Raw genomic sequence first — 20,630 nt, forward strand, 5'->3', positions numbered from 1 at the left:
GATCCTACACCTCATTTTCGGGTACGGCTTCCATTATGTCGCCAAAATCACACTCTAAGTATTCGCATATATTCAACAGCACGGGAAGGGTAACATTTTCATTTTTTCCGAGTTTCGCAAATGTACTTTTGCTTGCCCCGACCGCTTCTCGTAATTGACTCTTTTTCATTCCCTTGTCAATCAGAAGTTTCCAAAGTTTGTTGTACCGTACTTTCATTTCCGCACCTCCACCCAAATATAGTTTGTATTATAGCACTTTGAGAGTGAAATCGCAATTATTAAGTCTGTATTTTGAGACTTTTAGTTTTCAAACCGGCACAATATCTTTCTGATATGTAATCCAACCGCCTGCAAAATGCAGGCGGCTTGTGTATTTTAATAGGCAGGTGCGCCGTAGCCAAGAATCTCGTAATAACCGATAGAATACTCATTGACTCGGCAACTGTCGCCGGAGTTGCCCTCGACCGTATAAACCTTGCCGTTTTCGACCTTTTGAACAATACCCGTATGGTCGGATAATCCATCCTGACCACTTTCGTCTGCCCAATCGAAGAAAATAATCATTCCGGGGGCAGGCTCGGCGCTGCCATCCAGCCATTGTCCACGATCCTTAAACCATTGTACTCCGTTGACACAGCCTGCATATTTTGGGATAACTCCAGCGTCGATATAGCCGCACTCGTTGGCACACCAAGATACAAAGCAAGCACACCATTCTACACGGGAGTTAAAACCGTACCACGACCAATACGGCTGACCGCCCACATTGCCAACCAGAGAGAGTGCAACGGTCACGATCTGTCCGTCGCCGCCTGTAATGCCGTAAAGCACCTGTGACCAAAGGTAATTGTTTTCATCTGCAAGCAGTTCAGCGAGGTAGCCTTTCTGTTCTTCGTTAAAACCATATTGCGCCGCCATTTCCTCGGCAGTCTTGTGGCTGACGGTAATATACAGATAGGTTTGTGTGACCGTGCTTTCAGTTTCCACGATATTACCGTGTCCGTCATCGGTTTCGGTAATAACTGTTTCGGTCTTGCTCTCTGTTCGGGAAGATATTTGATTCATCTCCCAAAAGATGTCTTTTAAGAGTTGCTTTTTGCCATCGTCCATTGTGGCAACCTCTTGGGGGTTATCTTGATCCGTATTCGTTTTTACAGAGTAAACGGCAAGCACCTCTTTCCAAACGGCTCTGCTGCCACTCATTTCAAGAACATCATAGGATACCGAGTTCTTTTCCTCTTGCAGCTTGGTATCGTATTCGGTATTGATTTCCTGCACAACGGTCTGCATACTCATTCCAGTGCCGGAATCTTCGTCTGAGAAGAAAATGCCAAATACTGAGCCGAGGATCATACCAATCAGGCAAATCACGATAATAACCAAAACCGCCACCCAGCCGCCTGCGGCGATAGCGGCAATCAAGGCTTTCGTTCCGGCAATAATCGCTTTAATGGCAAGTGCGGTCGCTTTGGCAATCGCCTTTACCGTAACCACGGCGGCTTTTGCCGCAGCCCTTGCCGCTTGTGCTGCTCTCTGTGCAGTTTTAACCGTAATGATTGAATCCACCTAAAAATCCTGGATTGCTATGCCCCCGCTTATGCCCCTTGTCATCATAATGGTTTAAACCGCCAAAGAATCCTGGTCGACTCTCACCTACTTTATGCCCGTTATTGTCATAATGATTCATACCACCAAAAAAGGAAGGCGAACTATGTCCGATTTTCTTTCCATTTGCATCATAGTCGTTCATACCACCAAAGAATCCTGGTCTGCTCTCGCCTACTTTTTTCCGTTTGCATCATAATGGTTTATGGATCCAAAGAATCCTGGTCTGCTATATCCTTTTTTACTCATAATGTCATCCTCCTGACTCTATTAGCCTCTTGTTTGATCTCAGAATAACACACTTTTCTCATTTGGAAGTCGCATAACAGGCGACATTCTTTTATCGCATTTACATTCATTATACCATTTATAATTCTTCCGACAATACGCAATAAAGCCGGAAGCCACGTTATCATCCATGACCTCCGACTCGTTCTGCTTATTCTACACTGTCCTTACACCCAAATCAACTCCTCTCTCCGTTTTATCTTTTCCCTGCTTTTCTTGAATAATCCTCTTATTGATCTCAAGCCGTTCATGAATGGATAATTTCTTATCTTTTCCATCTACCGCCTGCTTCTGCTGTGCCGGTTTTCTATCTGTTTTTCCTACATCCTTAACAACTTCATTCGCTTCGGTACTTGTTACCCTCTCATCTGCTCTTCCTTCATATCTTTCTGCTATCTGCTGTTCTCGTCTCTCCTTCACACCTTTTTCCTCCAGATTGCAAAAACTCTGCAGATACGGAAGCACATGATTCTGCATGTCTGTCAGATCTTCCATATACTTTTGGAACTCTTCACTTCCTTTGCCTTTCTGGTAATTGATCCAATACTCATCTGTAAGCTTCATTTCATTATCATACTTCAACTGACTCACAATACCGCCATGTCCATTTCCAATATCCATTGACTTCTTAAAATGATGCAGCATCTGTTCACCTTTTTCCTCATAATATACAGTCACATATATCTTTGCAATTTTTGTAGGTTCCTCTGTCTTCGGATCACGTTTTGCATACCATTCTTTATCCATTTCTGCTGTTTTTGCATCCAGCTCAGACAGCTTCTGACATCTTGGATTCATGAGATCACTTTCTTCACAATAGTTTACATACACCATTGGTTCCATATCCTTTGGAAGTTCAGGTTCATAGGCTTTCAGTCTTTCAATCAATACTCCTGCACGAACAGACAGATCGCATTCTTCGTCTACAATATCCTTCAGATACGAAATATAGGAATGAATATTACCGCTTTGTAAATCCAACATTACTTCCTGTACCGTATTTTCTCCCATCTCAACATTATCCCGATACTCATACGAATCAAAAGCTTCTGCAATCTCATCCATTGCCTCTGCCAGCTGTTCTGTAGTCATCTTCTCTGGATACATCGCTTCCCGAACATCCCGCATCGGTACATACTTATAATCCGGCAATGCTTCATGAATTTTTTCAATTCCTTCCCGTACCAGTGCAAGTTCTCCATAAAATCGAACATCATCCATCAGATTTCCAAGTACGGTATTTCCTTTAACGATTGCAAATTCAGCTTCATCATAGTAACTTTCTTCCGGATCACGATAGATAATTCCCATTGAGCATCCCAGATAAGCTGTTTCTGGATTCTCCCTATATTTTTCATAGACTGCAGCTATCTGATTAACATCGGTACTTTTTTCATAAGCTCCCATATCATGGAACTCATCACATTCTGTGGCGAAATATTCCAGATAAGGCTCTTTCTTCGGTGGCATATTATTAAGGACGTTATCAATCATGTTATAATTCGCTTCTTCCAGTTCCTCCACCTTTGCCAAAGGCTTATATTCGCCCTGGCTTTTCTGAATCTCTGCCATTACAACTTCATCCATTTCTTCTACTTTCTCCATCAACTGATCATAATCTCCACGGATGCGTTCTCCAGTCCAGCCTTCGTCTTCCAGAAGTTCCTCTGACGCTTCTTCAATAGAAATTTCATCATTTTCATAGACGCCACCATCCATCAGACGGAAATCTTCATCGTAAAACGAATAATCATATCCTTCTTCTGTTCTCTGAATAGCAAAGTAACGTTCTCCTACCTCATATGCCAGTTCACTAAGAACCTGTTCTTCCAGATTCAGGAAAGAATCCAGCTGTTCAAAACTGATACTGTCTACAAAATGAGCGGTTACTTTTTCCCCGTCATTCAGAACTACGATATCACTGACAGACAGGGAATGCCCACGGAAATCTTCCGGTCTATCAATGTTGAACCTTTCAAAAATATCATCCAGTGACATATTTTCCGATAATTCACCAACATAGACCAGCTTATAATCTTCTTTTTTTATCTGCATACCATGACTTTCAATAAAGCGCATATTCATAAATACATAGTTTTCGCCCGGTGAATCGTCCTTGATCTGATAAATACCAAAGGTTCGCCTTGTTCCTAACAACAGGTTTGCCTCTTTCAAAGACTGAATCTGTGGATATTTCTGCATTTCCCATTCCAGATTACGGAATCGTTCCAGTTCTTCCGTAGACATCTGATAATGCTCCGGACCTCGTTCGATCTCCATTCGCTCTGTAACATAGATTGGTGATGAAAAATTAGTAATCAAATAAATATCTGCTCCGGCATCATATAATTTCAGTGCTTCTTCCTGGTCGATTACACTCATCGGTTCCTGAAATGCTCCAAAATCTTCGTCTGCATAATCTAGATCCTGATCCCTTATCCGTTCCCACATCTGTAATTCCATGCCAAACAGACCTTCATGTGCCTGTATCATTTCTTTACTTGCATACTCTCCCTTGCCGCCATCGCTGCCCAGGCAATAAATCTTAGAACCCATTCTGTGATAATCCAAAGCTGCTTCTTTTCTAAGCGGCACCATGTCTTCTGCTGTATATCCATAATCACGTAATTCCAGCTTACCTATGGTTGGATCTGGTAGATCCTGAATATCCATTCTGGCATCATCCAGTAGATCCTCTACCCCTTCTTCATCTGCCTGGATCACTGCATCTGCTAGATTTCTTACCAGAGTCCTAACTTTCTCTTCCTCACCGATCAGATTCGCATATTCAAAAATCTGTTCTTTTACATCTGTTGGAAATTCTATGCCTCTACGCTCTGCCTGACTGATCTGTTCCTGCGTATATTCCTGCATTTTCTGTGTTTCTCTACCCGTTATCCTGTTTCTTGCCATATAAATTCCTCCTGTGTTCTAAAAAATGGCATAACCGACAGAACCTTGTTCTACCAAATTATGCCATCTTTCTATTTATTCCAGACCGAAGTCCCGTTTTCTGGTTTCCTTGCCAGTTTCACTTTCCCGCTGACTCTTTTCTTTATAAATCTGCAGTTTCTCATGGATAGAACCTCGTGCCGGTCTTTCTTCTTTCTCTTTTGATTCCGACTGCTCTGTTTCTGTATCTTCCCGTTCATCCATATTGAGAAGTGCATTTAACTCTGACAGCCGCTCCAGTTTTTGGTTCAGCTCCTCTTCTTTTGGAAATGGCTTCCCGACTTCCTCTTTGGCGTTTGTCATCTGCTCCTGTACCGTTTCCAGCCGTTGTTCTGCTTCTGCCAGTTTCTTCGGATAACTTTCTAAAAGATTATTGATACGAGTGATATTTCCTAGAGCATCGGCTCCCAATCGAACTTTAGCTACCGATTCATGCTTTACAGACAGGATAAACTCTTTGCTCCAGCTGTCGAATTGGATTCTCATGTTAAATCCCTGATAGCTTCCAATGTCCATAGCTGCATCTACAGACTTAATGTCTTTGCAGACCGCCAGAAGTGCCATACCTGCCTCTTTCTTTTCTGTGAACACTTTGCCACTGATTTCCATAGAAAACAGCTCTGGATCTATGATTTTATGCTCAGAATAATGAGCGATATCTACCTTGTAGCTGTCTATGATCTCCGTCAGTTTTGCAATCTGTTGTGGAAAATTCCTTGCAATATCATCCTCCAGGCGGTACTGGTTATTCATGTGGTTCGCTTTTAAAAGTTTCAACTTTGCTACGTCCACATCCAATGCCATCTTTTCTTTTACTGCCGGATTTCCAGTTGCAAGGGCCTTGACTTCCGCATAAGAAAGTGCCGCTTCATCCACATCTTCACAGCTTCGCACAGGTGCTTTACTGGTCATAATCTGAGAAATGAATTTCTGCTTATTCTCAATCAGCTGCCACATATAACTGTCGAATGTGGATTCTGTTACATACCGGAAGATATGAACCTTTTTATTATGGTTTCCCTGACGGATAATACGTCCTTCCCTCTGTTCCAAGTCAGATGGTTTCCAGCCAATATCCAGATGATGCAACGCAATCAGACGATCCTGCACATTGGTTCCTGCACCCATCTTTGCTGTAGAACCAATCAAAAAACGAACCTGTCCGGATTTCACTTTTCCAAACAGCTCCGTCTTCTTAGCTTCTGTATTTGCATCATGAATAAAAGCAATCTCTTTTTCCGGTACACCTTTCCCAATCAGTTTCTGCTTCAAGTCATCATAAACATTGAAACTGCCATCGCCTTTCGGTGTACTCAAATCACAGAAAATCAACTGTGCTGATTTCTGTGCTGCTGTGTCTTTCCAGATTTCATAGCTTTTCTCTGCACAGACTGATATCTTGCTTTCCGGATTGTCTGGCAATAATTCGTTCACTAAACGCTGATCCAGTGCTAACTTTCTTCCATCATTGGTGATTTTCAGCATATTATCAACGGAGGCATCTACCCCACCATTTCTGACAACTTCTGCACGTTCTCCAAGGCTTTCTACGATTTCTTTCTGCTGTTCCGTTGGTTTCAGCACCACTGTTTCATATTCCGCTTCCGGCACAGGAAGTTTTAACTGATCGGAAGTCTTTATATCTGCAATCTCCTTGAACATATTCATCAGTTCCGGGATATTATAGAATCTGGCGAATCTTGATTTTGCTCGATATCCTGTTCCTTCCGGTGCAAGTTCGATGCTCGTGACAACTTCTCCAAAAGTGGAAGCCCAGGAATCAAACAATCCAAGTCCCATATTCTGCAGTTTGCTGTTCTGCAGATACCGCTGCATAACATATAATTCCGTCATACTATTGCTGATCGGTGTGCCCGTAGCAAAGGTAATGCCTTTTCCTCCGGTAATCTCATCCAGATACTGACATTTATTGAACATATCTGCTGACTTCTGTGCTTCGTTCTGTGCAATCCCGGCTACATTTCTCATTTTTGTATAAAGGAATGCGTTTTTATAGCTGTGTGCTTCATCTACATACAAATGATCCACTCCCAGTTCTTCAAACGTAACTACCTGATCTTTTTTCTCTTTCTGATTCAGTTTTTCCAGCCTTGTCTGCAGTGTCTTTCTGGTCTTTTCAATCTGTTTGACAGTATAACGTCCACCATCCTGTTCATACTTTGCACTCTGGATTGCCATTTCCAGATCATCAATCTGCTTCCGCAACATGGCTTCCTGCCTCTCATCAGAGATTGGAATACGCTCAAACTGAGAATGTCCAATGATAATGGCATCATAATTTCCCATAGCGATTCTGGCACAGAACTTTTTCCGGTTCGCCGGTTCAAAATCTTTCTTGGTTGCTACCAGGATATTGGCTCCCGGATATAACTGCAGGAATTCTGCTCCCCACTGCTCTGTCAGATGATTCGGCACGACAAAGAGATTCTTCTGTGATAATCCCAGACGTTTGCTCTCCATTGCAGCCGCTACCATCTCGTAAGTCTTCCCAGCTCCTACTACATGAGCCAGAAGCACATTCTCTCCGTAAAGCTGATGTGCAACAGCATTTTTCTGATGCGGGCGAAGCTCTATTTCCGGATTCATTCCTGGGAAAGTCAAATGACTGCCATCATATTCACGGGGACGGATACTGTTAAATCGTTCATTGTAAACTTTTACCAGTCTTTCACGCCTCTGCTGATCTTTAAAAATCCAATCCTTAAATGCTGCTTTCATGGCATCCTGCTTCTGTGATGCCAGCATGGTTTCTTTCTTATTGAGGACACGGATTTCATCACCATTCTCATTGACACTCTTATCATAAATGCGGACATCTTTCAGGTTCAGGGTATCTTCCAGAATCTTATAGGCATTTGCTCTCTCAGTTCCATACGTTGCATAGGCAAACGCATTCCTTGGACTATCTGCATTTTTTCCAGTAATACGCCATTCACCATTGACCTCAGAGTATTTTACCTGTATTTCCTTCTGTGCAAGATACCACGGGGTATGAAGCAGTTCCACCATAAAAGCCTGATAATCCGAAGGCTCAATCCATGTAGCTCCAACACGCACCTCAATCTCAGACGCTTCCAGATTTCTCGGCTGAACTGCCTCTAATGCACGGACATTCGGTGTAAATTCCGGACGATTCTCTGCAAAGGTTCTCGCAGTATTTAATTTATCCCTGACATTTCCGGACAGATATTCATCTCCGCTTTCCCACTGGTCTGTCAGTGGATTCTTAAAGATAACTCCAACCAGTTCTTCTGTGATTTTCTCTTCGGTCTTTCCAGTCAGCTTTGCCATATAAGGAAGGTCTACCTTTGCCCTTTCGTTAAGAGACAATGCAAGTGCTTCTGTGGCTGTCTCAACGCTTGTCACAGCGACCGCCTTTTTAATGGTTCGCTTAGTAAACATGTCCGCTTTTCGTTTCAGCGTTCCATCTTCATTCAAGTCTTCCAGTGAACACAGCAGACAATAAGAAGAGTCATCAGAAAATGCACGTTTGTTAGCATTACTTCCAATGACTCCATACTTTGCTGTGTAGGTATCATATACCTGATTCAGTTTCTCCTGCTGTTTCTGGATTTCTTCGTCTGCTACAAATTCCTCCATCTGCATGGCGATCAATTCACGAACAGTATCACGGATTGCAACCATGCCTTTCACACGTTCTGCAGTGGCGGCAGGCATTTTCACCTGATTCATCAAAGAGTTGACACGGTAATATACCTGATCATCTACCACCGTATAACTGTAATTTCGCACATTTGGATCTGCTGGAATACTCTCTGGCATCTCATCCAGTTCTGTTTCCACATCTACTGCCGGTACCATGCTTCCCTTAATTTGTTTCACAGCTTCTTGCAACTGTAATTCCAAATCAGCTCCTTCCATTGGAGCACAGGTTGTTTCCATACCATATGGACCCGATACTTCTTTCATCTCACCCAGAATCATTTCAGGATGGTCTGCAAAATACTGGTTGACTGTAATTCCATTGGTATCACTTCCAAGATTCACCCACTCCGGCATCTCTTTTGTCATGCTGTCACGCTTCTGGAAAAACAAAATATCAGCACTGACTTCTGTTCCTGCATTTGCCTTAAAAGCTGTGTTGGGCAGTCGGATTGCTCCCAACAGATCTGCCCTCTCTGCCAGATATTTTCGAACTTCTGGTGATGCCTTGTCCATAGTTCCCTTTGTTGTGATCAGAGCAGCCACACCACCTGGACGTAACTGATCTATCGTTTTGGCAAGAAAGTAATCATGAATCATGAAATTGAAGCGATCATACTGACGGTCATTGACCTTGTATGCACCAAATGGCACATTTCCGATTGTCACGTCAAAGAAATCATTGGGATAATCTGTCTTCTCAAAACCTTTGATCTGAATATTGGCATCAGGATAGAGCAGCTTTGCAATTCTGCCGCTGATGCTGTCCAATTCCACACCATAAAGTTTGGACTGGTTTAGATTCTCCGGAAGCATTCCAAAAAAGTTCCCGACTCCCATAGATGGCTCCAGGATATTTCCCTTTGTAAATCCCAGATTCTCCAACACCTGATACATACTGTCAATCACAATCGGCTGTGTATAATGAGCATTTAAGGTGGAAGCTCTGGCTGCCGCATATTCCTCTGGTGTAAGAACCGTCTTTAATTCCAGATATTCTGTCTCCCATGCAGCTTTTGTTTCATCAAATGCATCTGCAAGACCTCCCCAGCCAACGTATCGGGATAAGATTTCCTGTTCCTCTGGTGTCGCATTACGGTTCTCATCCTCACATTTCTTTAACAGCTGGATAGCCATGATATTGGCACGGAACTTTTCTTTTGCTGTCCCCTGCCCAAGCTCATCATCTGTGATGCGGAAGTTCGTTGCTGGAATCGGTTCTGATATTCCGTTAATCTCTTCCAAAGATTCTTTTTCTTCCGATACCTCAACTTCTCCAGATAATTCTTTTTCTTTTTTATCATAATCTGTCCACACACGATTAGAAATAGCAGTGAAATACGAGGACTCTTCCTCCATTATTTCTTCCCTGATTTCCCGTAATTTATCTAGGGTATCCGCATTTACTGTTTTGTTGTGATAATGATAATAAAGTACTTCTTGTCCAAGTTTTACATCCAGACGTTCCAATTCTTGTGTTGACATTCGATTCCAAATATCATCTTTTTCCGTATGAATCGTGAAACCTTCTCCATCATCATGATATTCTAATGTGTATTGAAGTTGATTCTCTTCTCCCTTAACTTTGCAATCAAAATCATGAATTGTTGTTCTGGTACCAGACATATATTCTGAATCAACTAATTGCAAATCAGTTATATCTTCAGCGGTTAAAGTATCCTGCTCCTGTTGTTCTCCTAACATCTGCTGTGCTTCTTCCAAGTCTGCCAGTTTTTGTGCTTCCTGTCGCTCTTCGTACTTTTCCATTTCCTCCGATGACAAATAATCATCTGTGCGGATTAACTGGCGGACACGTTCTGCAACCTTATTCCACTTTAATAGAACTTCTACTTCTGGATTGCCAATTTTTCCTTTTGCAAGTTTTAATCCTTTTGCATCATGTGATGCGTCGGAAGCACCTGCTCCTGGTATTCCGGGTGAAGAACCACCTGTTCCATATTCATTTTTCAGGAACTCAGCTGCATCTTTCATATCATAATGTTCCATGAAATATTCGTAAATCCGGTTACGTCCTCCGGCAGTAATGCCACCTCTTCTTAACACTGCATCAATTTCATCCTGTGTGATAAAGGAAAGCCCTAGACGTTCTACTTTAAATTGTTGATCCACCCAGGAGAAATCTCTCTGAAGGTCACGAAAACGCTGAGAATATACTGGATTATGCTGAATTTCCCAACGATGATAATTACTCGGATTTTCATTCATATCCGCTTGTAACCATTCAAACTGCTGATAGATTTCTTTTTTTCCTTCTGGATCTGTCCAAGCGTTCCGAATGGTATCCTGCCAATCCGTATAAGACCGGTATTCTTCCGTATTTCTATTTGTATCTCGGAAATGAAGTGCCAGAAGATCTGTCATTTCTTTCTGTTCCTGCTCGATAGCATTATTGGAGATAAGATTATCAACGTAATTTCCCTCCTCATACATATCCCGGATCCTGTCAGCAGCTTCTTCCCACGTAACGATACGGTCAAAGTTTCTTCTTGCAGAGTCACCTCGCCGGATACGGATACCATCGTTGTCGTACCAGATACTGATTTTCTGATTATCTATGGTAAATCCTTTTCCTCCGGTGCCATATTCATCTTTCAGGAAGCTTTGCATTTCTTCATTGTCCAGACCTTCGATCAATCTTGCAGTAATATGAAACAGTGTATTTTTCTGCCCACTACCTGTGCGAAGGATATGATCGACTACTTCATCGGAAATAAGAAAAGCGGCCGGCTGTTCTAATGCAGCTGCCGCTTTCCTTATTTCTCCAAACTGTTCCTCTTCTGTTGGGAACAGGCTTAACTGTAAATAATCTCCTGGATCACCAGTTCCTCTGCCTGTGCTTTGATCTGGTTCATGTGTCTGGTCCATGCCATTGTGTCTGCCATCTTGTCTGGTGCCGGATCTTTCTCTAGAAGTTCGTTCATCAGGTTGTCTACTCTCTGTCTTGCCTGACTGTCGATCTCCATCAGATGACTGTCCAGACGGTTCTGCAGTGTCAGAATATTGAACCTGGCTACCTTGTAATTTCTCAGATACTCTTTCCTCATCATTCCGTACTTCCCGATTGTTCCTCTTGTCTCTTCCAGGCTGATATCTGGAATCTGATACTCTCCGTTCTGGCTGTAAGTGATCTCTCTCATGCTCTGTTTCCTCCTTATTTTTTTCTCTATCTTCTGTGTTCTTTGTTTTACTTTCACGAATTAACGTGTTAAATTTATTATAAGCTACTTTCTTTTCTTTTGCAACCGTTTTCAGATCTTTTTCCAGATCATCCAATACATATCGTCCAATCTGCATCAATACCGGTCTGCTGATCTCATTCACAGAACTTCCAAGATGTCCCATAACCTTTAACTGGTTAAAATCCGTAATATGCCGAAAATCCTCTGCATCCAGATATTCCTGTACATCCAGTCCACATCGGTTCAGTAATACATACCAGACACTGTTTGTCATCAATTCCCGGAACTCCACTTTCTGATTCTGCTCGTCCAAATCTTCCAGAAAAGTACCTGATACATCCATTTGCAATTCATCGAAAGCATCCGGTAGCCAGGCCTGCACACTTTCTTCTGCCGCCTGGTGAAGAACCTCTGGCAAGCCTCCCTCTGTTGTTTCCAGTGCAAGCTGTTCCTGCAGATAATCTGCCACCAGTTGTTCTCCTTCCGGATTAAGGTTCCATAACTGTGGATCTCTGCCAAGATTTTTTACCTTATAAGTATCCTGCACATCAAAAACATATCGTAACTTCGTTTTTGGTCCGGATGTGTTATCTATCAGGGCAATTCCTTTGGAACCCTTTTTAATCCATCGGTACATCTTCTGGTTCCAGATTTCCATGGAAGCCACCGCTGTTGCTCCCGGACGCTGTGCATAGATCAAGAGCTGTTCCGGAAAAGTGTACCGGTACAGCCTGGATGCAGTATTTAGAAAACGTATCCACTCCTGCGGATTAGCGGAAACGTCCTTTGCCACTTCCTCCGTCAGCTGCTCCATTGCATATAATTTATTTGCCATCTGTTACTCCCTTTCTTCTTCCCACTTTTCTTCTACAACATCGGCAATCCGTTCCATTGCCCTTGTCACGGAAGGAAAGCTACTGCTATTATTTGCTTTTCCAATCTGATCAACAAGAAATTCCGGCATATCTGCAAGTGCTCCGGCAATCATAGCCTTTACCCTGATATCCTCCAGCATAAGAAGTTCTTTCACACCAAACTCTTCGCCAAATACATCCTGATATCTCCGTAAATCATCCAAAAGATATTCCGGTTTTAAATCTCTATCAATTTCCCTCCTTTTGTCTTCACCATATAAACACCAATCCATATTCTTTTCTCCTCCAACTTCAAAAAATTGGGGACTGCTCTGCACAGTCCCCATAAGCCATCGTTTTCTTTTCACTTTATAATGCTGTAGCAAGATCTCTCGCCTTACTCTTTGGGATTGTATCCGTCCCTTTTGCCTTGATTTCTGCCTTAGCTTTCTCCAATCTTCCATGGATTCCACCTTTTACTTCCGCTTTTTCGGCTACTTTTTCTTTCTCCAGACGTGCTTCCCTGCGCTCAGCATTTTCCAATACTGCGGTCTTTTTGTCACAGAACTGAACCTTATCAGAAAGCTGTTCCTGTCTTTCCACTTGTGTCTCATTGACTTCCTGTACCATCGCATTTAATTCTGGAACCTGTAAAATACCGTTATCCGGGAGAATCAGCACTTCATGAACGGAAGATGGGATGACAAAGTAATCACTTCCCAGGCATTCCCCAATCTGTTTTCGAATATCTTCCTGCAGTAACAGGGAAGCTCCATTCATCTTAGATTCATTGGTAAGGCAGAACATTGGATTCTCCACAGTTTCCATATCCAGTTTTTCATTCAAAAGATTCTTCGGTGTTCCTCCAAAAATCATAGATTCGATAATCTGTGTCATATCCACCAGTTGCACGCCTCTGTTCTTATCTGCCATCATCGCATCTGCCTGAATCTGTTCGACAGATACTCCCCATTCGTTCATCAGAGAAACAGTTACTGGAATACTGCTGATTCCCTCTCCATTTTCCTCCAGATTTACTGCATAATAAGCTGCAAAATCTCCGTGTTCTGTGACTACTTTGTCTGCCAAACGATCGGTATTCCATTCTTTGTCACAAATTCTCATCTGTAATTTGTCCTTCATCTTTTCATAATCAAGAATATCCGGAACTCCCATATCAAAAAATTCTGCTTTACCCTGTGCTTCAATACGCATATCAGCTACATCCCCAACACAAGAATCTACATCTTTCCCATTGATATATTCCTGGTAGAGGGAATCCAGATAGACCGTCGGTACGATTCTCTGATCTCCGTTTGGAATCGTAATACCTGTCAGCTTCAAACCGTTGTTTTTTTCTACTTCCTGAAGTTTAATTTCTGCGTCCCTGTAAGACTCTGGCAGATACTCCTTTACATTGTCTTTGACATATTCATAAAATTCTTTTCTGTTCATCATACGCTTTTACCCCTTTCTGATCATGTGATGGTTCATTCTTTTTCTGCTGACCATCTGCTCAGCTTTCTTCTGATAAGCCATCATTCTCTTTAAAGTTTTCTCCTGGTTTTTTCGTGCTTCCTGTCTTTTTTCCATTGCTTTCATCATAGTTTTCTGTTCCTTTCTGTGATTTTGTGTATGAAAAAGGGAGCCTCACATAGAAGCTCCCAATCATAACCGTTGGTTTCCTTATTTGTTTTTCCTTTTTCTGCTGATATAAAGTCCTGCCATACCTCCTGTGGAGATTATCAGAAGCAGGATCGGCAGCCAGATATTTGTGCTGTCACCTGTTTTTGGTGCGTTTGATACCTTCGTCTCTTCATGGGACTGTGGTGTATCCGGTGTGTTCGGTGTTTCTGGAACTTCCGGCTTCTCATTTGTCAGATTAAAGGTAACTTCTACAACCGGTGTACTGTCATCTGCATAAGCAAATGTCACTTCATGCTTGGTTTGATCCAGTGTGTATCCATCCAGTGTCTTTGTTTCCACCAGATAATACTTGATCGCTGTATCATATTTGCCGTTCTTAAATGTGGCAATCTCATACAGCTTACTTTCTGCATGACCGGCAGCATCTGTCTTTAAAGTTTCCAGAACTTTTCCTTTGCTGTCACGGAGTTCAAATTCTACCCCTTTCAGTGGTTCTCCTGACGATTTATCTGTCTTATTGAGAATCACTTTTCCCTTGGCAGTATCATCTTTCATAGCCACTTTCTGGATTTCTCCGGTATCTTTCACCTCAAATGTCACATCGGCTGTCAGAAGATATCCTTTCGGTGCCTGCTCTTCACGTAAGGTGTATTTACCGATTGGCAGTTTTTCAATATAGTGTGCTTCCTCTGTGGAAATCCAGCTCTCTACTACCTGATCATCCTTATCGAGAATTGTCAGTTTCGCACCCGGAATCTCAGTTTCTCCTGTGATATCCGTCTTACTGATCTGCACTTTTGTCACATCATCTTTCATCTCATGCTTCTGAACCTCTGCTGTATTCTCTACTGTGAAAGTAATACTTTCTGCAGTGACATATCCATCTGCCGGTTTTGTCTCTGTCATGGTGTATTCCTTACCAACAACCAGTTCTTTGATCACATGGGATTCTTCCGTAGAAGTCCATTCATCTACTGTATTGCCATCTGAATCCGTTACTTTCAGGTGTGCACCTGGAAGTTCTTTGCCTGTTGTCAGGTCTGTTTTGGTCAGCTCTACTGTGGTTGGCTGATTTTCAAAAGTAAAGTCGTAGCTTACTTCTGCCTGGTCTTCTCCAGCATATTCAAAGGTAAATTCCTGTACTTCATCTGTTGTAACAAATCCGTCCGGTGCAAAGATCTCTTTCACATAGTATTTTCCGTCTACCGGAAGATCTGCCGTAAAAGTGATCTGTCCTTTTTCATCCGTTACCCGCTGCTCAATCAGACTGTCTTTCTCAAGAAGTACCTCGCCCTTTGCATTTTTGATATTTTCACTGGTATAAAGACCGAAGACACCACCTGCAAGGACACGTTCTGTATCCTTTTCTTTCTTCAGAACCGTAATCTTTACTTTCTGACGGGCATTCTGCCATTTCTCATCATAAGTGATGACTGGTGTGTCCTGATCACGGTAAGAAAGATCAACATATCTCGGCTCTTTGTCCAGCACATAACCATGGGCTGTTTTTACTTCCTTCACATAGTATTTTCCAGCCGGGAGATCTCCCATCTGTGCAATACCATTGGAATCTGTAGTAATGGTTCCCACTTTTTCATCTGCTTTGAAATAATCTTCACTGACACCATCTGCCGCTTTGATATCTTCCGCAGCAAATACATCGAACGTCACATCTGTAAGGCTTCCGGTTACATACTCAAAAAGATGCTCCACGGTACCTTTTACATGATCCAAAAGTGTTACCTTATCCAAAAACTCTCCATTTTTGTTGATGATCAGAAGTCCTGTCGGTACTTCATCTTTCATCTCTACTTTCTGAATCTCGGCGGTATCTTCCAGAGTGAACTTCACATCCGTTGCTTTCAGATATCCATAAGGTGCCATTTCCTCACGAAGAGTGTATTCCTCTCCAACTGTCAGGCGTTTGATCACATGTGGCTGATCTTTTACAGACGTCCACTGATCCACAACATTTCCTTCTTTATCAAGAACGGTGAGTTTTGCCCCATCCAGCTCCACACCTGTTGTTACATCAGATTTCGTGATTTCTACTGTTGTCGGCTGGTTCTTTTTCACAGTTTTCAGTTTTACTGTCTTCACATCCTGTCCCTGGTAAGAAGCATCCAGATTCAGAACTTCATCAGAGGATACAAATCCCGCCGGTGCCTTTAACTCCTTCACATAATACTGTCCAAGTGGCAGATCCAGCGTACATGCCGCAAGACCATCATTATCAGAAGTCATTTCCTGTAAGAGTGTGTCTGCTTTCACGATTGCTTTTCCATCTGCCTTGATATCCGCTTTGTTATAGATACCAAAGACAGCTCCTGCTACGGTTGCACCATTTTCTGCATCCTGTTTTTCTACCTGGATTGCAACTTTCTGTCGGTCATCGCCAACAGTCACTTCCTGTTCGATCACAGGTGTATCCTGATTGGCATAGACAAATGCGACTTCTGATCTGTCATGGTTCAGTACGAATCCTTCCGGTGCAGTCTTTTCTACCACATAGTAAGAACCAAGCGGCAGATTCTCTGCAACTGCTTTTCCGTCTTCTCCAGTCGTTACCGTTGTTACCAGTGCATCTTTTGCATAGATCAGCTGTCTGTTTCCGTTTTCATCTTTCTGATAATCCGGTGTATAGATATTTTCAGCTGCATAGACATTAAATTCCGCACCCTTAAGGTATCTTTCTTCATAAACAAAATCCTTTTTGAATCCGGTCAGCATTTCACCTTTTTTATAGATCGTCAGCTTTCCTTTTACCGGATGGTTCTCGTAATCTACCGTAATAATGGCATCTCCGCTCTCAGAATCCATCTGGTATGCTGTGTTTGCATCCACCGCAATCTCTACATAGTTCTTGTTGATTGTGTACCCTTCCGGTGCGTTGACTTCCTCAATGCGGTAATGTCCGATCTTCAGATTCTTCGGCATGATCAGATATCCCTGGCTGTCCGTAAAATAGGACTTATGGGTTGTTGTCACTGGGTAAGTTGTTACCTGTTCCACATACTTCTTGTTGTCCAGGTCGTACACTTTAAATTCTGTTCCTGCAATCAGGACGGATTTCTTTGTTTCATCGTCTTTTTTCACGATTTTCAGTTTTGCCTTAAACTCTTCATCCAGAAGCACTCGCCAGATCTGTGGCTCATTTGGATGATGCTCTGTGATATTCACTTCAAAATCATCGACTGGCTTGTAGTTGTGCGGTGTTGTTGTCTCACGCACGATATAGCTTCCAAATGGTAATGGAATACTGCAGGCATACCCTTTTTCATCTGTGAAAATCTCAGTTGCTCCTTTTTCTCCACTCACTACTGGTTTTGCAGAATCAAAATCATAACTTCCATCTGCTTTCTTTGTAAGGGAAGATTTCAGATAAACTGTAAATCCAGCTCCGGATAACAGATCTGCATCTGTCTTTCCATTGTTGGCTGCTTTAATAATCTGGAATGGCTGCTTGATGACCTGCTCACTGGAAGTGCACTCTCTTTTCACTTCTGCTGTCATATCTCCTTCATAACTGCACGTAAGATCATGCTCTTCTGTATCTGCCAGGTATCCGGTCGGAGGTGTAATCTCTTTGATATAATATTTGCCAAGATACAAGCCATTTACAGAAGCCTGTCCTTTGTCATCTGTTGTAAGAGATGCTATCTGTTCTCCTGCTTTATAAATAGTTCCGGTTGCTCCGTCCGGATGCACAATATCTTCACGGGCATACAGACCATAAACTGCACCTTTCAGTGTGGCATCTCCCTGCGGTACTGCTTTTCCTGTTTCTTTATCAACTTTGAATAAATTGATCTTTGCTGTCACACGGTCATTACTGAAGGTATGGGCAAAAGATACGGTTGCTTCTTTATCATTGGTGTAAGAAAACTTGAACGTATACACATCTTCTGTATTTCTTACATAGCCTTCCGGTGCCTGATCTTCTTTTACAAAATAGGAATATCCAATCGGAAGATCCGCTGTGAATTTTGCATTCCCATCTGCTCCAGTAGTTGCTTTCTCAATCAGTGTTCCTTTTTTCACAACAACGGTTCCGTCTGCATTTCTAATATCATCGGATGCATACAGAGCAAAAATACCGCCATTCAGTGGTTTCTTGGTGTCTTTATCCTGTTTTACTACGGAAACATCTGCTTTCTGTCTCTCGTTGTTAAAAGTCACATCTGCAAATACAACTTCTTTATTCTGTCCGGCATAGGTCAGAGTCACTGGCTTTTCTTCGCTGCCGTTATAGAAATTGTCCGGTGCTTTTGCTTCTTTTACCACATAGGTTCCAAGATGCAGGTTTTTCAGTGTGACAGAACCATTCTCACCTGTTGTCAGATTTTCTTTTACCAAGTCACCTTTGCTGTACACTTTTGTGCCATAAGCAGTTACGATATCCGCTCCGGCATACACGTTATATACTGCATTTTTCTGTCTGCGGTTCTCATACTGGAATACGGTTCCACTCTCACTGACTTCTGCACCGATAAGAACCTGACCTTCTTTGTAAATGGTAAGCTCTGCCAGCTGCTCCTTGTTTTCCACGGTCACAGCCGAGGTCTTACTTGCTACCAGTTTCACATTTGTTGCCGTTGCATTTACTACATATCCCTGTGGCGCTGTGATCTCTTTCAGATAAACGGTATCCTGTGTCTTGATGATCGTAACAGAGGATTTTCCATTCTTATCTGTTGCCGGCATCTGAGTGATCAGCTTTGTACATGCCTCATCGCTGTATACACCGAATACTGCACCTGCAAGATTGACATCCGCTGTATCGTCTTTCTTTACGATTTCGATCGTAGCCTGTTCAATCCAAGACACTTTGAAATCAATATATTTTTCATCTGTCACACCTTCACCAAATACCAACGCAAGATCCTGCGTGTCAGATCCGGTGGTGATTTTATAAGCAGAGTAATCTTTTGTAATACTTCCCTTCATTGTAGAAGACCAGCTCTGTGCCACGTCACTCACCTGTGTCAGTGGTGCAGAAAGATAAAACTTTGTTCCTCCGCAAATTTCTACACTTGCACCAGCTTTACTTGTTGTGCCTGTGCTTAGATTATGAAGTTTCACACCAGACGGAAGCTTCATCGTAATTGTCTGTAGCTTATCTGCTTTGAATGTAATATCTTTGGTTCTCTGTGAATTGCCATCCACATAAGCTTTTACATCTCCATCAGAAAATGACATTGCTACATCCGGTATTTCTGGCTGTGAAACACAATAATTATACAATTTCATTGCTAAATTCTTGGCTGTACTATTCGCTCCGGAAAAAGCGTCGCCACTTCCATTAGCATAAGAAGCCGCCAGATGAACAAGAATGAATTTTGCTCCAGCACTAAGATTTCCATAACCATTCTCTTCTGTAAAGAATCCTTCATCTCCTGCTGCCTTGGTTCCGTAATAACATACCTTAGCTAATGTTTTTCCATCTCCGACTTTACTAATCGTGTAATTACCTGTTCCTGGTCCCGGTTTTGATGGCTGTACACAGTAAGCAGTCGCAGATACATTTCCAAACTGAACCGTATACTGATAGGTAAGATAAGAACCATAACCATAATCCGCATAACGATACAGAGTTCCTCTTGTAACAGATACTTTCTGTACACTTCTTGCACTTGTCTTTGCCATAAAAGTGACTGTTTCACCAGCTTCCATGGCGTATAAATCAATTCCTTCCTCTTCCGCCTGCTCCATTGCATCCGATACTGTAAGACCTGTTTCCGAATCCGTTGTATTTTCAGTATCTTCTTCCATATCCGGTAATAGTTCGCTTGCCTGAGAATCAAATTCTTCTATCTCGCTTTCCGTCACTTCCTCTGTTGGAAGCAATTCCGAGTCTGCTTCTGAATTCTCCGTTTCCTCTGTCTGCTGTTCACTGCCAGCTGTTTCTGATTCGGTTACTGCTTCACTCCCTGCAGTTTCTGTCTGCACTTCTGTTTCTTTCTCACGCACAATCAGCTTTCGGCTGATCTGGTACTTCGGATGCTCCTGATTTACCGGTTCCACATAATAGACCGCTTTGTAAGTGTCCGCATGATCTGTCGTAAAATCCTCATTCTTATCATTCTTTGCTTCCTCAAATGTGACTTTAACCTTGTTATCATCCTTGATTTCCAGTCCGGTATAATCTGATTTCACATTAAATACACTGCCTGTTTCGATTTCATAATCTTTGGCAGTCACCACCTCATCTTCATCCAGAAGGTCTTTCACTTCCTCATAAAGTGGAGGTTTCTCCTCTGGCTGGATCTCCGCTGCATATGCCGTCATCGGAGATAGCACTGTACTAAGCATTGTCATGCCTGCCAGCAAGCCAGATACTACTTTTCTAAAATTACCTTTTTTCTTCATGCTAAGGTCCTCTCTTTCATATATTTGTATT

The 20,630-nt window shown here is 42.4% G+C and carries 9 protein-coding genes; all 9 read right to left on the bottom strand.

The window, feature by feature from the left end; translation table 11 throughout:
• Window positions 1-4: 4 nt before the first annotated feature.
• Window positions 5-217 carry a helix-turn-helix domain-containing protein gene (locus tag GT508_RS02990; protein ID WP_008703822.1) on the bottom strand — a complete coding sequence of 71 codons (213 nt, stop codon included), beginning with the start codon at window positions 215-217 and terminating at the stop codon, window positions 5-7.
• 158 nt (window positions 218-375) lie between these two features.
• Window positions 376-1,566: a CHAP domain-containing protein gene (locus GT508_RS02995; protein ID WP_008703824.1), complete on the bottom strand. Its 1,191-nt coding sequence runs from the start codon at window positions 1,564-1,566 to the stop codon at window positions 376-378.
• Window positions 1,544-1,750: a hypothetical protein gene (locus GT508_RS03000; protein WP_012744284.1), complete on the bottom strand. Its 207-nt coding sequence runs from the start codon at window positions 1,748-1,750 to the stop codon at window positions 1,544-1,546. Before GT508_RS03000 ends, GT508_RS02995 begins: the two co-directional genes overlap by 23 nt.
• Window positions 1,751-2,049: 299 nt before the next feature.
• Entirely contained in the window at window positions 2,050-4,806 is a 2,757-nt protein-coding gene (locus GT508_RS03005; RefSeq protein ID WP_155234596.1) for a YodL domain-containing protein, read from the bottom strand.
• 75 nt (window positions 4,807-4,881) lie between these two features.
• Window positions 4,882-12,564 carry a DEAD/DEAH box helicase family protein gene (locus GT508_RS03010; RefSeq protein WP_155234597.1) on the bottom strand — a complete coding sequence of 2,561 codons (7,683 nt, stop codon included), beginning with the start codon at window positions 12,562-12,564 and terminating at the stop codon, window positions 4,882-4,884.
• A 3-nt stretch (window positions 12,565-12,567) separates the two neighbouring features.
• Window positions 12,568-12,876 carry a hypothetical protein gene (locus GT508_RS03015; protein WP_023922639.1) on the bottom strand — a complete coding sequence of 103 codons (309 nt, stop codon included), beginning with the start codon at window positions 12,874-12,876 and terminating at the stop codon, window positions 12,568-12,570.
• Window positions 12,877-12,952: 76 nt separating this feature from the next.
• Window positions 12,953-14,041, bottom strand: a complete 1,089-nt coding sequence (locus GT508_RS03020) for a DUF5688 family protein (RefSeq protein WP_118342922.1) — start codon at window positions 14,039-14,041, stop codon at window positions 12,953-12,955.
• A gap of 6 nt (window positions 14,042-14,047) precedes the next feature.
• Complete coding sequence (locus GT508_RS14400; protein WP_005344203.1) at window positions 14,048-14,188, bottom strand: hypothetical protein; 141 nt, start codon at window positions 14,186-14,188, stop codon at window positions 14,048-14,050.
• 81 nt (window positions 14,189-14,269) lie between these two features.
• Window positions 14,270-20,599, bottom strand: a complete 6,330-nt coding sequence (locus GT508_RS03025; protein ID WP_118569184.1) for a SpaA isopeptide-forming pilin-related protein — start codon at window positions 20,597-20,599, stop codon at window positions 14,270-14,272.
• Window positions 20,600-20,630: the final 31 nt, after the last annotated feature.

Origin of the sequence: Dorea sp. BIOML-A1 (assembly GCF_009875615.1) — a bacterium.
GTDB lineage: Bacteria > Bacillota > Clostridia > Lachnospirales > Lachnospiraceae > Dorea_A > Dorea_A amylophila.